This window comes from uncultured Flavobacterium sp., assembly GCF_963975515.1.
GTDB lineage: Bacteria > Bacteroidota > Bacteroidia > Flavobacteriales > Flavobacteriaceae > Flavobacterium.
On the sequence record NZ_CAXBGY010000001.1, the window covers coordinates 234627 to 250481 of the forward strand.

12 protein-coding genes and 1 tRNA gene are annotated in these 15855 nt (G+C 28.8%); 7 read left to right on the top strand and 6 right to left on the bottom strand.

Annotated features, from left to right (window positions below; genetic code table 11):
- Positions 1-57 precede the first annotated feature (57 nt).
- From gap to AAC008_RS01120, 3 genes are all read right to left on the bottom strand, one after another.
- The gene (gene gap, locus AAC008_RS01110; protein ID WP_339886898.1) at positions 58-1065 is read right to left on the bottom strand and encodes a type I glyceraldehyde-3-phosphate dehydrogenase; all 1008 of its coding nucleotides are present in this window, start codon (positions 1063-1065) and stop codon (positions 58-60) included.
- A gap of 60 nt (positions 1066-1125) precedes the next feature.
- Positions 1126-2112 (bottom strand): 6-phosphofructokinase, encoded by a 987-nt coding sequence (pfkA, locus tag AAC008_RS01115; protein WP_339886899.1) that lies wholly within the window; start codon positions 2110-2112, stop codon positions 1126-1128.
- A 177-nt stretch (positions 2113-2289) separates the two neighbouring features.
- A complete protein-coding gene (locus AAC008_RS01120) occupies positions 2290-6684 on the bottom strand; it encodes a translocation/assembly module TamB domain-containing protein (protein ID WP_339886900.1) in 4395 nt (1464 codons plus the stop codon).
- Between the two features lie 202 nt (positions 6685-6886).
- Here AAC008_RS01120 and tsaD point away from each other — a divergent pair, with 202 nt between their 5' ends.
- From tsaD to AAC008_RS01155, 7 genes are all read left to right on the top strand, one after another.
- A complete protein-coding gene (tsaD, locus tag AAC008_RS01125) occupies positions 6887-7909 on the top strand; it encodes a tRNA (adenosine(37)-N6)-threonylcarbamoyltransferase complex transferase subunit TsaD (RefSeq protein WP_339886901.1) in 1023 nt (340 codons plus the stop codon).
- 9 nt (positions 7910-7918) lie between these two features.
- A complete protein-coding gene (locus AAC008_RS01130) occupies positions 7919-8620 on the top strand; it encodes a 16S rRNA (uracil(1498)-N(3))-methyltransferase (protein ID WP_339886902.1) in 702 nt (233 codons plus the stop codon).
- Between the two features lie 4 nt (positions 8621-8624).
- On the top strand, positions 8625-9266 hold the full coding sequence (locus AAC008_RS01135) for a DUF4159 domain-containing protein (RefSeq protein WP_339886903.1): 642 nt from the start codon (positions 8625-8627) through the stop codon (positions 9264-9266).
- 119 nt (positions 9267-9385) lie between these two features.
- Positions 9386-10339 carry a zinc metalloprotease gene (locus AAC008_RS01140; protein WP_339886904.1) on the top strand — a complete coding sequence of 318 codons (954 nt, stop codon included), beginning with the start codon at positions 9386-9388 and terminating at the stop codon, positions 10337-10339.
- Between the two features lie 70 nt (positions 10340-10409).
- A complete protein-coding gene (locus AAC008_RS01145; RefSeq protein ID WP_339886905.1) occupies positions 10410-11498 on the top strand; it encodes an AI-2E family transporter in 1089 nt (362 codons plus the stop codon).
- A 2-nt stretch (positions 11499-11500) separates the two neighbouring features.
- On the top strand, positions 11501-12676 hold the full coding sequence (locus AAC008_RS01150; protein WP_339886907.1) for a class I SAM-dependent methyltransferase: 1176 nt from the start codon (positions 11501-11503) through the stop codon (positions 12674-12676).
- A gap of 2 nt (positions 12677-12678) precedes the next feature.
- Positions 12679-13251 (top strand): hypothetical protein, encoded by a 573-nt coding sequence (locus AAC008_RS01155; RefSeq protein WP_339886908.1) that lies wholly within the window; start codon positions 12679-12681, stop codon positions 13249-13251.
- A 57-nt stretch (positions 13252-13308) separates the two neighbouring features.
- Here AAC008_RS01155 and AAC008_RS01160 read toward each other — a convergent pair.
- From AAC008_RS01160 to rpsA, 3 genes are all read right to left on the bottom strand, one after another.
- Positions 13309-13383, bottom strand: a tRNA-Val gene (locus AAC008_RS01160).
- An 84-nt stretch (positions 13384-13467) separates the two neighbouring features.
- A complete protein-coding gene (locus AAC008_RS01165) occupies positions 13468-13854 on the bottom strand; it encodes a DUF4258 domain-containing protein (protein WP_339886909.1) in 387 nt (128 codons plus the stop codon).
- A gap of 86 nt (positions 13855-13940) precedes the next feature.
- Positions 13941-15710, bottom strand: a complete 1770-nt coding sequence (gene rpsA / locus AAC008_RS01170; protein ID WP_339886910.1) for a 30S ribosomal protein S1 — start codon at positions 15708-15710, stop codon at positions 13941-13943.
- Between the last annotated feature and the right edge of the window lie 145 nt (positions 15711-15855).

Genomic DNA, 15855 nt, shown 5'->3' on the forward strand with positions numbered 1-15855 from the left:
TTATTAGAATGTTAGATTATTAGATTTTTCGAACTATCTAATAATCTAACTATCAATTTACAATTTTGAAACGTGAACTGCTAAATCAATCATTTTACTTGAATATCCATATTCATTATCATACCAAGACATGATTTTGAAGAATGTAGAGTTTAGTCCAATTCCAGCTTTAGCATCAACAATTGAAGTTCTTGGATCAGAATTAAAATCTGTAGAAACTACATCATCTTCCGTATAGCCTAAGATTCCTTTCATTTCGTTTTCAGAAGCTTTCTTTAAAACTGCCATAATTTCTTCATAAGAAGTTTCTTTAGCTAATTTTACTGTTAAATCTACTGCAGAAACATCAGCTGTAGGAACACGCATTGACATACCTGTTAATTTTCCGTTTAATTCTGGAATAACTTTTCCAACTGCTTTTGCTGCACCTGTTGAAGAAGGAATCATATTTAATAAAGCAGAACGTCCACCTCTAAAATCTTTTTTAGAAGGACCATCAACTGTTAATTGAGTAGCTGTTGTTGCATGAATAGTTGTCATTAAGCCTTCAACAATTCCGAAATTATCATTGATAACTTTAGCTAATGGAGCTAAACAGTTAGTTGTACAAGAAGCATTTGAAACAATAGTATCAGTTGCTTTTGCTTCCATATGATTTACACCCATTACAAACATTGGAGCATCAGCCGAAGGAGCTGAAATTACTACTTTTTTAGCACCACCATCAATGTGAGCTTGAGCAGTTTCTAATGTGGTAAAAATACCAGTACATTCGGCAACTACATCAACATCAACACCTTTGTCATCCCATTGGATTAATTTTGGATCTCTTTGTGCTGTAACTCTAATGAATTTATCATTTACATATAATTTTCCGTCTTTAACTTCAACTTTACCAGCAAAACGACCGTGAACTGAATCATATTTTAATAAATAAGCTAAGTGATCTACATCTAATAAATCGTTAATGGCAACTACTTCTACATTATCTCTGTTCATTGTTTCTCTAAAAACAATTCTACCAATTCTACCGAAACCGTTTATTCCTAATTTTACTTTTGACATATTTTTTTATTATTAATTATAATTTGTATTTGCAATTGCAATTGATTTTTGTAATTGAAATTAAGTTGACATAATATCAGAAACTCTTACTAATTCTAAATCTATTTTAGATTCACCTTTAATAGCTTGTTCTAACGGTGTTAATGTGATGGTGTCCTTTAAAATTCCGACCATGTAATTTGATTTTCCTTCTAAAAGTGATTCTACTGCTTTTACTCCTAATCTAGAAGCTAAAACTCTATCAAAACAAGATGGAGCTCCACCACGTTGCATGTGACCTAAAACAGAAACTCTAACTTCATATTCTGGCATGTTTTCTTCGACATAGTCTTTTAATTCGAAAACACTCTTTCCTATTTTATCCCCTTCAGAAACTACAACTATACTTGACGATTTTCCTGAAGCTTTACTTTTTCTTAAAGATTCTAATAAACGTTCTAATCCTAAATCTTCTTCTGGAATAAGGATTTCTTCTGCACCTGCTCCTATTCCTGTGTTTAAAGCAATGTGTCCAGCATCACGCCCCATAACTTCAACGAAGAAAAGTCTATTGTGTGAACTGGCTGTATCTCTAATTTTATCTATTACTTCTACAACTGTGTTCAATGCGGTATCATAACCTAAAGTATGACTTGTTCCAAAAATATCGTTATCAATAGTTCCTGGAATTCCCATTACTGGAAAATTATATTCGTTATTGAAAATTTCTGCACCAGTAAAAGAACCATCACCACCAATAACAACAAAAGCATCAATTTCGGCTTGAATTAATTTATCGTAAGCTTTTTTTCTTCCTTCTGAGCTTCTAAATTCAACAGAACGTGCAGATTTTAATACTGTTCCTCCTTTGTTAATAATATTGTTTACAGAGCGTGCACCCATTTCTTTGAAGTCACCTTCAATCATTCCTTGATAGCCTCTATAAATTCCAATACATTCAATATTATGGTAAGCACAAGTACGAACAACTGAACGAATAGCTGCATTCATCCCTGGTGAATCTCCACCTGATGTTAATACTCCAATTTTTTTAATGCTTTTAGACATATATTTTATTATTTATTGTAAAATTAACTGATTTATAATTTTTATTCAATCATTTTAAAAAAAATATAACAATTACTCATATTTTCAATCGTTTTCGTTGATAAGTTTCTTGAGAATTCAATTTAAAACACTTAAATTAAATGTGACTTTTAGAAAATATAAGCTGAATAAATAGAATTATTCAATCTCTGGAGCCTTTTCTTCTTTTTCTTGCTCTTTCTTTTTATTTTTGTCTTGTACAGTAGTAATATTAATATATTCTGGATCTAAATCAGAATCAGGAGGGATTTCGTCATAAGGATTTTTTTCATCTTTTTCTTTTAACGTTTTTGGGGCAAATACTTTTCTCCATAATTCTGACATATTATCAAAATCAACATTATAAGATAATCCAATTCCTTGTGTATAGCCAATTCCTTGACCAATATAACTAATATCGTTTTCTTTATTAAATGCTCTTGCACGCAAAGTATTGTCTTCATTTAATTGATATTGTAACTCAACATTTCCAACTACACCAGACTGACTAATTCCTCCAACAGGAACTCCAACTTTTCCATTAATAGAAAGTTTATCATTAATTTGAGAACTTAAATTTACACCAACTTGATCTGAAGTATTATTTATTCTAGAACCTGTAGTGTAACCTAAGCCAAATTTTATTTTATCATCTTCATTTGAAATAATATCTTGCAACAAACTACTTGCAGTTTCGCTCAATGCATTTGAATAATAATCGCTTGCAACTGCTCCTTGTGCAAAATAAGTTCCACCCGCTAAAACAGAAAGTGCTTGTTGTTGACGTGTGTCTTTATCTGATAATTTATATAAAATTTCTGACTTATAAACAGAACTCACATTTGGATATTCTAGACTAAAATCTGTTTCAGGATTTTCGAGGTTACCTGTTATTTTAATTACAACATCAGTATCGACTTTTCTATTAGATATAGACGACGATTCTAATAATACCGAAGGATTTGTTTGGGTGTGATAAACCGCTTCAAGATTTAAAGTTGCGTTCATTGGATCACCTTCCCAGACAATTGTACCATATTTTTTTACGGCTAATTTTTTTGAAATGATTCCACCATATTTAAAGTTATATTCACCTTCATGTATGGTAAAATCTCCATTCATTGTAAACGTACCATTAGTATTAATGTGCATATACATACCTCCACCACCTCTACCTTTCATGGCATGACCCGTTTCTTGATTTAAAATAACTTCAATTTCTGCATCTGGTGTTATATCAAAATCTAATACTAAATCCAAACCACCAAGGTCTTTAATTTTTTGTTTTATGATTTTTTCTTCTCCAACCTTTATAATATTAATATAAGATACTTCTCCATAATTTTCTGTGTCTTTTACTGGAATTTTAATAGAGGTTCCTCTTTCAGACTTTCCTGCTACGTTTATTTTTAATGCTTCAACTGGCCCTTTTATAGTAGCTGTTCCGTTTAAAAATGCAGTTCCATAATAATACTCATCTTCTTTTTCTTTCGTGTCTAATGCTAATATATTTCTTGACGATAAATTTAAATCTAAAACCCAATTATCTAAATTTTTGTGTTTTACATTTCCAGAAATTATTCCTTTAGTATTATATTTTGTGTCTGTAATTTCAAAACTTCTAAATAAAAATTGATTTTCAGTCACATCTATTCTAGATCTATCTTCTAAATTGAAATCTACATTTAAATAAGGTATATTCATACCTGCATTATCTAAATAAATAATTCCATCGATTTCTGGATCATTAGCTTTTCCTGTAACACTTGCTCTTCCTGTTGCTAAACCTCTCATGTCTGAAAAAACACTACTCAATAATGGTCCAAGTGGTTTTATATCGAAATCTTCAAACTTTGTATCTAAAGAAAGTAAGGCCTCTTTATTGATAATTTCTATGGTTCCTTTGGTATAAAAACTTTCAAAATCATCTCTAATAATCGTTGAGTTTACATTAAATTTTCTAAAATATTCATCACTTGTTATTTGAAGTTTTAAATCTCCAACATCATAATCATTAATTTGCAAACTGTCTATTCTAACATCAGAAATAGGCTTATAAACATCCTTATCTTGTTTAAAATCAATTATTCCATTCATTCTACCAGCAAACGTAAGGTTATTTAGAGCTGGTGTGACTTTGTCTAGGTCAACATTATTAAATTTAAGATTTAAATCTTTATAATCTTTTCCTTTTATAACACCTTCAAATGAAAAAGATTCATCATTGTTTGAAAACAATAGCTTTTGAAAATCAAAATTTTCTAACTTTTTATCAAAAACAATTTTGTTTTTTGAATCTTCACCTTCATTTATATACCAAAGACTATTTTTAAAGTTTATTTGAGAGTTTTTAAAACCAATTACTGAGTTTTTATCTTGATTGATTGTGTGATATAGATTCAAATCGTAATTATCTTCTTTCTCTTTTCCTCCTTTAAATTCTGTTCTAAAGAATAAAGTATCATTTTGAGTTATATTAATTAGATTAAATTCGGAGATATCATAGAAATCAGTATGCAAACTATCTAATGAAATATAAGCATTATATAATGGGTTTTTATTATCAATATCAATCGTAATTCCACTAAATTTATTCTTATCAATTGACACAGAAGGAGATTTAAAATCAAGTGTAAAAAATTCTTCATCTGAAATGATTTTACCCTTAACTCTAGTGTTTTCTCCAACTTCAACATTTGGCAAAATGGCTCCAATTATTTTATTGTAAATCGTAAAATCAAAAGTCATATACTGATTTGGCAATAGTTTATTAGGAGAATAATTAGCATATAAACTTCCTGCAGCGTTTTCTAATAATTTTTGTAATTGATTGAATTTGAACTTACCAACTACTTTTCCGCTAACAATATCTGGTGATTCAACTGTAATAGTTCTCTCTCTATCTGCGTCAAAGGTTGATTCTAAAATAAAATCATCAAAAAAGTAAAAATCATTATTATTTTGATAGTATAGATTCTTTAGGTTGATTGTTCCATAAACTTCATCAATAGAATTTCCTGTAGCATTTATATCCACTAGTCCTTTTATAATTGATATACTATCTTTTGTATAAATATTTAACGCTCTTAGGTTTGCATAATCAATATTAGCTTTAAAGTTATAGTTTTTAGATTTTGAACTTAAATCAACAATACCATTAAAATCCATTTTTAGATTTTTATCATTACTGTTAAAATATCCTTGAAAATAAGGCATTTTTAATTTACCATCAATTTCAATTTTTTGATAGGTATAACCATCATAAGTAAGTGATTCTACATAACCAATAACCTTAGTATCTAAATATTCTTTTGTAAATCCTTTTCCGTCAACATCTAGGTTTAGTGTTGTTTTACCTATTGTATTATCACCAATTAAGGTTCCAATATCAAATCTATTTAAAACAATATTACCATTATATTCAGCTTTGTCGATATTATTTAAATTATTGATGTATAATTTTGATTTTAAATAGCCTAATTCTGATAACATTATAACATCTGCATCAATATCATTATAAGTTAAATCCATCGTTCCGTTTATATCAAAACTACCTAAAAGTGCTAAAGATGAAGGTAATCTTTCTCCTAACATTCTTGGCATCAGCGTTTTTATATCATCATATCTAGAATATATTTTATTAAAATTTCCAGAAATTTCAAATTCTTTTTCTTTTTTAGTCAATAAGTTTTTAAAAGTTACATTTCCTTTAATTTCTGAACCGTATTTATCTACTAAACTTAAGTTGTTCGTTGTGAAGTTATTCAGCGTTCCTTTTAAATGTGTATCCACATAAAAAGTGTTATTTGGACCAAATTCATTATAAAAATAATTTAAATCATTGGTTGAAATCGTTGCTTTATCAATTTGAACATCAAAAACTACTTTGTTGTTAAAATCTTTAAAATCTTCTCTTTTATATAACAACTTTACATTGCCCTCAAAATTAGAATTTACAGTTTTTAAAGCTAATGTGTCTAAAATTATATTTGTCTTACTATAAGTAAACTTTGAAACTAAGTTAGTAATTTCAACGCCTCTATGGTCTTTGAATGCTAATGACTTAATTGAAGTTGTGACATTACTCCCTTTAATTGCAAATTGATCAAGTTCTCCATTTAAGTTTGTAAAGTAAAGTAGTTTTGGCGTTTCTAAATTATAATCTGTATAGGAAAACGAACTATTGCTAATTTTCATATTATTAACAAACATTCTAAATTTTCCTGAACTTGGACTTCCATCATCAAATGAAGCAATAAAATCATCTAAATTAGTTTCTTTATCTCCTTTATATTGTATGATGTTAAATTGCAACCCATCTACTATCAAATTTTTTAAATAGGGATGACCATTATTTATTAATTTTCCAACCTGAAGAATTGACGTTTGAAGTTTGTTAATTTTAAAAAGATTATTATTTTTTTTATCTTTTGCAACAATGTTTTTCAACTTTAAATTTCCAAACGGGCTAATTGCAACTTTTTCAATAGACAAATTGGTGCCAAATTCTTCATTTAAAGCTTCCGTAACATACTGACCTAGTTTTGTTTGCACAAAAGGCAATGATAAAAGCACTCCCGAAACGAGTAACAAAATCAATAAGCCCAAAAGGGAACGAAGTACTATTTTTTTAAATGTTTTGATACGAAAAAAATGTTTTAAATTTGTGCTTTAAAATTAACACTAACCTTTGTGAAACAAAAATAACTATTTTTGTAATATATTCTTACTAATTAACAAATTTCGTGCCTCTTTTATGATAAATAAATCAATATATACATTAGCCATAGAAAGTTCGTGTGATGATACATCAGCTGCTGTATTAATTAACGATAAAGTTATATCAAATGTTGTAGCTGGACAACCAATTCATCAAGAATTTGGTGGTGTTGTACCAGAATTAGCATCAAGAGCTCATCAACAAAACATTGTACCCGTTGTTGATGTAGCCTTAAAAAAAGCTGGAATTACCAAAGAAGACCTGAGTTGCATAGCATTTACTCAAGGTCCAGGATTGATGGGTTCCTTACTAGTTGGTGGTTCATTTGCTAAATCTATGAGTGTTGCTTTAGAAATTCCGTTGATCGCTGTTAACCACATGAAAGCACATATTTTAGCTCATTTTATTGATGAAGAAGGTTTTGACAAACCTACTTTTCCATTTTTAGCATTAACAATTAGTGGTGGCCATACACAAATTGTAAAAGTCAATAGTTTCTTTGATTTAGAAATTATTGGAGAAACAACCGATGATGCTGTTGGAGAAGCTTTTGATAAAAGTGCCAAAGTATTAGGTTTTCCTTATCCAGGTGGGCCATTAATTGATAAATTTGCTAAAGAAGGAAATCCAAAAGCTTATAAATTTACCAAACCTAAAGTAGAAGGTTTGAATTTTAGTTTTAGTGGCTTAAAAACACAGATTTTATATTTCATTCAAAAAAATGTAGCAGAAAACCCAAATTTTATTGAAGAAAATAAAGCCGATATTTGTGCTTCTATTCAACACACAATTATAAACATCTTAATGGATAAGCTAAAAATGGCTGTAGCTGAAACAGGTATTAATCAAATTGCCATTGGTGGTGGTGTTTCTGCAAACTCCGGAATCAGACAAACTCTTAAAGAAGGAGAAGTAAAATACGGTTGGAAAACCTACATTCCAAAATTTGAATACACTACTGACAACGCTGCAATGATAGGTATAGTTGGTTATTACAACTTTCTAGAAAACAACTATAGTGATGCTTCAATAGTTTCTAAAGCTCGAATTAAATTTTAAATTAAATACATGCAATTATTCTATAATTCTGAAATAAAATCAACAGACACTATCTTTCAATTTGACAAAGAGGAAAGCAAACACATTATAAAAGTTCTTAGAAAAAGAGGAGGTGATATTATTTATATTACTAATGGAAAAGGAAATTTATTTCATTCTGAAATCACCTTAGAATCAGAAAAAAAATGTGAAGTAAAAATCATTAAAATTGATAATTTTGAGGCAAGAAAATATACTTTACATATTGCGATTGCTCCAACAAAAATGAATGATAGATTAGAATGGTTTTTGGAAAAGGCAACTGAAATTGGAATTGATGAAATATCACTAATCCTTTGTGATCATTCTGAAAGAAAAACATTTAAAATGGATAGGGCTGAAAAAATAATTCAAGCCGCAATGAAGCAATCTAATCAGTTTTATTTACCAAAAATCAACGAACCTATTTCATTTAATGAGTTTGTTACTAAAGAAACAGATTCTTTAAAATTTATTGCTCATTGTGAAGAAGATAAAAAAGATTTCTTTAAAAATGGAATTAAACCTAATCAAAATATTTTGGTATTAATTGGACCCGAAGGGGATTTTTCAACCAAAGAAATTGCCTTAGCCATGAAAAATAATTTTATTCCTGTATCTTTGGGAAACACTAGATTGCGAACAGAAACTGCTGGAATAGTAGCTTGTCATACAGTAGCTTTGATAAATTAATAGTATGAAAAAAATAGTTTTAATTGGGATTTTATTATTTTGGAATTTAGGATTTACACAAGAAATTGCTTTAGCTAAATACGCTGGTGGTGGCGATTGGTATGCAAATCCGACCTCTTTACCTAATTTAGCAAAGTATTGCAATCAAACTATCAACACAAGATTAAACACAAAAGTACCAACTGTTGAAGTAGGAAGTGCTGAAATTTTCTCTTACCCATTTGTTCATATGACTGGACATGGAAACGTTGTTTTTAGTCCAAATGATGTAGAAAACCTTAGAAATTATTTAAATTCTGGTGGCTTTTTACATATTGATGATAATTTTGGTATGGATGAATATATTCGAAAAGAGATAAAAAAATTATTTCCAAATAATGATTTAAAAGAAATACCTGCTAGTCATGAAATTTTTCAAGGACCAAATTTATTTCCAAATGGTTTGCCAAAAATTCATGAACATGAAAATAAAAAACCACAAGCTTTTGGAATTTTTATTGAAAACAAATTAGTTTTACTTTACACATTTGAATCTGATTTAGGTGATGGTTGGGAAGACAAAGAAGTTCATAATGACCCCGATTCTGTTAGAGAAAAAGCATTTAAAATGGGAGCTAACATTATTAATTATGTCTTTAGAAATTAATAATACTATACGGTTTTACCGTATATTTTAAACATTTCTTATTATATTTATTAACTTTTTGTTTTTGTATTAATTTTTTGACTAAAATTGTATCATATTAACAAGCCAAATTATATTATATGAAAAAATTAATTTTATCAGCATCTTTATTGATGTTATTGTTTTCTTGTGCAGAAAATGATTCTACTGATTTAGTTTCAGCAACTAACGAAGTTGCTCACAGAGGTTGTGCCTCACATGATGTTCTTTTGAACAAATTAAACGAAGACCCAAAATTAGCCAACAGAATGAATGAAATTGAATCATTTACAGAATTAGCTATAAAGGAAGGTAGATTAGTAAATGGTAAAATTGAAATTCCTGTTGTTGTTAATGTTTTATACAAAACAACTGCTGAGAATATTTCATTAGCTCAAATTCAATCACAAATTGATGTATTGAATAAAGATTTTAATGCTACAAATTCAGACTTTAATAATGTTCCTTCTGCATTTACTGGAGTTAAAGCAAACGTTGGTATAACTTTCGTTTTAGATGCTGTTGTTAGAAAAAGTACAACTAAGTCTTCTTGGAGAACAGATGATTCAATGAAAAAATCAAATAAAGGTGGAATTGCTCCTACTAGTCCAACTACAAAATTAAACCTTTGGGTTTGTAATATGAGTGGTGGAATTTTAGGCTATGCTCAGTTTCCTGGTGGTTCTTCTGCAACAGATGGTGTTGTTATTGATAATAATGCAATGGGAACAAATGGATCTGCTTCTGCTCCTTTTAATTTAGGTAGAACTGCAACTCATGAAGTTGGTCACTGGATGAACTTAAGACACATTTGGGGTGATGCAACTTGTGGAAGTGATTTAGTAAATGATACTCCTTCTCATAATACAGCAAACTACGGTTGTCCATCTTTTCCTCATTACTCAACGTGTTCAGGAACACCAATAGAAATGACAATGAACTATATGGATTATACTGATGATGCATGTATGTATATGTTTTCAAATGACCAAAAAAGCAGAATGTTAACTATTTTTGCTTCTGGTGGAGCTAGAAATACATTTGCTCAGCCTTAATTAGTATAAGATTAAAATAAAATTTAAAAACTCGTTATTTTATAACGAGTTTTTTTTTTACTTTAGCCGTATGACTCCAAAATTACTAGCAAACGGGATATTGAGAGCAGTTGGAATTTTGGTTCTTATTGCTTTATGTCTTTTTATACTCTATAAAATTTCTACTGTAATTGTTTACTTAATAGTTTCAGTAATTTTTTCACTGATTGCTTCTCCATTAGTAAAGTTTTTAAAAACAAAATTAAAGTTCAAAAACACATTAGCCGTTGCCACAACTCTACTCCTTTTTTTATTGTTAATAACAGGATTTGTATTGCTTTTTGTACCTTTAATTATCAATCAAGTTGATAAACTTTCTTTATTAGATATTAATTCTTTAAAACAAAATTATGTTATTGTTTTAAATCAATTAACAGAGTACCTTTCTAATTACAATGTCAATCTTTCAAGTTTATTAGATAGCTCTTCTTTATTAAAAAGTATTGATTTTAATATTATTCCAAGTTTTGTAAATAGTTTAATAAATATTGTAGGAAACTTTAGTGTTGGATTAATTTCCGTTTTATTTATTTCCTTCTTTTTATTAAAAGGAAAAGCATATTATTTCGAAAGTTTTAAAAGTCTATTACCTTCTTCAAAAAAAGAAAAAATTATTACTTCAGTTAGAAAAAGTAATGAGTTATTATCACGCTATTTTATTGGACTAATGTTGCAATTATTTATAGTTTTTATCTTGTACTATATTGTTCTTTTAATTTTTGGTGTAGACAATGCGTTTATTATTGCTTTATTATGTGCTGTTTTAAACATCATTCCTTATGTTGGACCACTTATCGGAGTTATGTTTGCCGCAATTCTGACTATGATTAGTAATTTGAATGCCGATTTTTCCTCTGAAATAGTTCCAACAACGATTTATGTAATTATTGGTTTTATGATTGTTCAATTCATAGATAATATGTTTAGTCAACCTCTTATTTTTTCTAAAAGCACTAATTCACATCCTTTAGAAATATTCTTAATCATATTAATCATTGGTTCATTATTTGGAATTATTGGTATGATTGTAGCAATTCCATCTTACACAGTTTTAAAAGTAATAGCAAAGGAATTTTTTCCAGAAAATACTTTTATAAAATTGATAACTAAAAGTCATTAATTTTGGATTTTTCAACTTTATTATCAGAAGAAATTCAGGCATTTATACAAAGTAATTTAGATGTAAATATTTCTGAATTAGCTTTAAAGAAAAACCCATTTCCAAAAATTGATTATCCAGAATTAATCAATCAAATCATTGCTAAAAACAAAGCTAAAGATAAATTACCCACTTGGTTTAACACTAAGAATATCGTTTATCCTGCTAAAATTTCAATAGAACAAACTTCTTCTGAAATTACAGCCAATTATAAAGCATCTCTTATTAATGGTGAAAAACTTATTGATCTCACAGGTGGATTTGGAATTGATGACTATTATTTTGCCAAACATTTTAAAAAAGTTTTTCATTGTGAGATGAATGAAGATTTATCTAAAGTCGTTTCACATAATTACACTGTTTTAAACCAAAATAATATTACTTGTTTACAAGATGATAGTTTTGCGGTTTTAGAACGATTAAACACCTGTTTTGATTGGATTTACATTGATCCATCTAGAAGAAGTGATATAAAAGGAAAAGTTTTTTTATTAAATGATTGTTTGCCAAATGTACCTGAATTATTGGAAAATTATTTTAAGTACTCTAATAACATTCTCATCAAAACAGCACCAATATTAGATTTAACTTCTGGATTGAATGAATTAAATTTCGTCAAGAAAATCCACATAGTTGCTATTAAAAATGAAATTAAAGAAATATTATGGCAAATTGAAAAAGGATATTCAAATGATATTATAATTTCTTCTGTAAACATTGAAAATAATTCAATAAATAATTTTGAAACTGTATATAGAAAAGAATATCCAGTTTCCTATTCATTACCAAAAATTTATTTATATGAGCCTAACAGCTCTATAATGAAATCTGGAAATACAAATGCAATATCAAGTTTTTATAAAATAGATAAATTACATCAACATTCACACTTATTTACTTCAGATGAAGTTGTAGATTTTCAAGGGCGTAGTTTTCAAATTAATCAGGTTTTACCTTTTCAAAAGGAATTTATGAAGCAATTTCAAAATCAAAAAATGAATTGCACTACTAGAAATTTTCCTTTAAGCGTAGAAGAAATCAAAAAAAAGTTTAAAATTAAAGATGGTGGTACTATATTTGCTTTCTTTACTACAAATATCAATAACGAAAAAATAGTACTTATATGTACAAAATTATAACTATGAAAAATTATATTTTAATCTTGTTTTTATTCACTACAACATTTTCTTTTGCCCAAAAAAAAGATTGTAAAATTGATTTTGAAGAAAAAACAGATTCAACCTACATAAAGAAAACAGTTGAAGTTTTAATACATGAAAGAGTATTTGGAAACAGTAAAGAAATGGTTTTCTTTTCGTTATTAAATTCAGAAGGTGTTCCAATGCTTGGTTTACAACAGATTCAAAAAAGTACAGAGTTTATTTCTGCCTTGTGTTTTGATAAAAATTCAAAAATAATTTTTCAATTAGAAAACGGGAAATTCGTTACATTAATCAATTCAAGTCAAGAAAACTGTAGTTCATTAAGCTATGATGCAGAAACGAAAAGTAATATTAAAGTTTTAACTAACTATTTTTTGTTTTTAAAAGATAATTATGAAGAGTTAAAAAAATCTCCTATTGCTTTAATGCGAATAAGCTATGTTGGTGAAAAGAAAGATATTGCTTTAAAAAACAAAATGAATTCAGAATTATTAAATATTACTTCTACTCCTTCTACTTATTTTATGGATTATTTACATTGTATAGAATAAGATAATTGAATTGATATAAAATAAAAAAATCCACTTTAAAAAGTGGATTTTTTTTTGTGGGCGATGAGGGGTTCGAACCCCCGACCCCCTCGGTGTAAACGAGGTGCTCTGAACCAGCTGAGCTAATCGCCCTATTTTAATTTGCTATACTTGTTCTGTATTGCGAGTACAAATATACACTAGAATTTACTTTTTACAAGTGTTTTTTACTAAAATTTATTCTTTTTTAATATCTTTTAAAACAACTTTATTATCATAACTAATCATTTCTATGATAATATCCTGATCTGCAATTGTTTTTCCTTCAATGATATATAATTTTCCGTTTTCAAAGGGCTTGTTACTTTCAGAAAAATCTACATCTCCATGTTCCAAACTCATTTTTATATCGTCTAATGTCACCCATTTTTCATCGAATTTCTTATTTGCTTCATCCCCTATTTTAAGAGGTTTAGAGCGAAGATCTTTTAAAACCCTACAATTTGGTAGATAACAAAAAGTAACTCCACTTGCTTCTGCTTTTTTAGTCATAAAGAAATATACGAATACGATTCCGATCATTAATCCGAATAAATAAAATGCCATTCTATAACGTAAACTCATTGTTATTTTTTTTTTGCAAAAATACATCTAAAAAAACAAAAGCCCTAAAAAATTAGGGCTTTTGAATATATAAAGTAAAAGAAAAATTATTTTCCTTCTTTTTTCTCCATTGCAGCTTTTAATTCTGCTAATGCATCGATATCACCTAAAGTAGATTTCTCAGCATTGTTATTTGATGAATTTGATTCAACAGCAGCTTTTACATGCTTTTCTTCTTCCTCACGGAAAATTGCAGTATGTGAAGCAACTACTCTTTTAAATTCTTTATTAAATTCGATAACTTTGAAATCAGCAGTATCTCCTTTTTTCAATTTCTTACCATCTTCTTTTTCAAGGTGACGAGTAGGAATGAAAGCAACGATATCTTCTCCAAATTCAACTGTAGCACCTTTGTCTACGATTTCAGCAATTTCACCGTTGTGGATAGTTCCTACAGCGAAAGCATCTTCATATTTATCCCAAGGATTAGCAGTAGTTTGTTTGTGACCTAAAGATAATTTACGTCCGTCAACATCTAATTCTAATACAATTACTTCTAAGTTATCACCAACATTTACAAATTCTGATGGATGTTTGATTTTCTTAGTCCAAGATAAATCAGAGATATATACTAAACCGTCAATTCCTTCTTCTAATTCAACAAATACACCAAAGTTTGTAAAGTTTCTTACAATACCTGTGTGCGTTGAACCAACTGGGAATTTAGTAGTAATATCAGTCCAAGGATCTTGCGATAATTGTTTGATACCTAATGACATTTTACGGTCATCTCTATCTAAAGTTAAAACAACTGCTTCTACTTCATCACCGATTTTCATGAAATCTTGTGCTGAACGTAAATGTGTTGACCAAGACATTTCAGAAACGTGAATAAGTCCTTCAACTCCTTCAGCAACTTCTACGAATGCTCCATAATCAGCAATAACAACAACTTTACCTTTAACTTTATCACCGATAGCTAAATCAGCACCTAAAGCATCCCAAGGATGAGCGTTTAATTGTTTTAATCCTAATTGAATTCTTGTTTTCTCATCATCGAAATCAAGGATTACAACGTTTAATTTTTGATCTAATTCAAGAACTTCAGATGGGTGGTTAATTCTAGACCAAGAAAGGTCAGTAATGTGAATTAATCCATCTACTCCACCTAAGTCAATAAACACACCATAAGAAGTAATGTTTTTAACAACACCTTCTAATACTTGTCCTTTTTCTAATTGACCGATGATTTCTTTTTTCTGAATCTCAATATCTGCTTCGATAAGCGCTTTGTGAGAAACAACTACGTTTTTAAATTCGTGATTAATTTTCACAACTTTAAATTCCATAGTTTTGTTTACATATTGATCGTAGTCACGGATTGGCTTAACATCAATTTGAGAACCTGGTAAGAATGCTTCAATTCCGAAAACATCTACAATCATACCACCTTTAGTTCTACATTTAACAAAACCGTTAACAATTTCTCCAGTTTCGTTAGCAGAGATAACTCTATCCCATGCTTTGATAGTTCTTGCTTTTCTGTGAGATAATACTAACTGACCTGTTTTGTCCTCACGGATATCAATTAATACTTCTACTTTGTCCCCAACTTTTAATCCTGGGTTGTAACGAAATTCGTTTAATGAAATAACACCTTCCGATTTAGCGTTGATATCAACGATAGCGTCTCTATCTGTGATTCTAACTACAATTCCGTCAACTACTTCGTCATCTTTTGTATCGATGAACGTTTTAGCTACTAAATCTTCGAATTCTTGTAAGTTTTTTTGATCTACGACATCTATTCCTTCAGAATAATTGTGCCAGTTAAAATCTGCTAAAAACTGTTCTTGTGTTTTTGTTGTTTCAGACATGCTGATAATAAATTTGTATTCTGTGTTTCTATTGAGTTTCTTATGTAGTTAAAAACAGCAGAAGTGATTTTTGTAAATTATTGATACCCAATGGAAACTCATCTCTACCAAAAGGTTTGCAAAAGTAATTATTTTTTCTCAAATA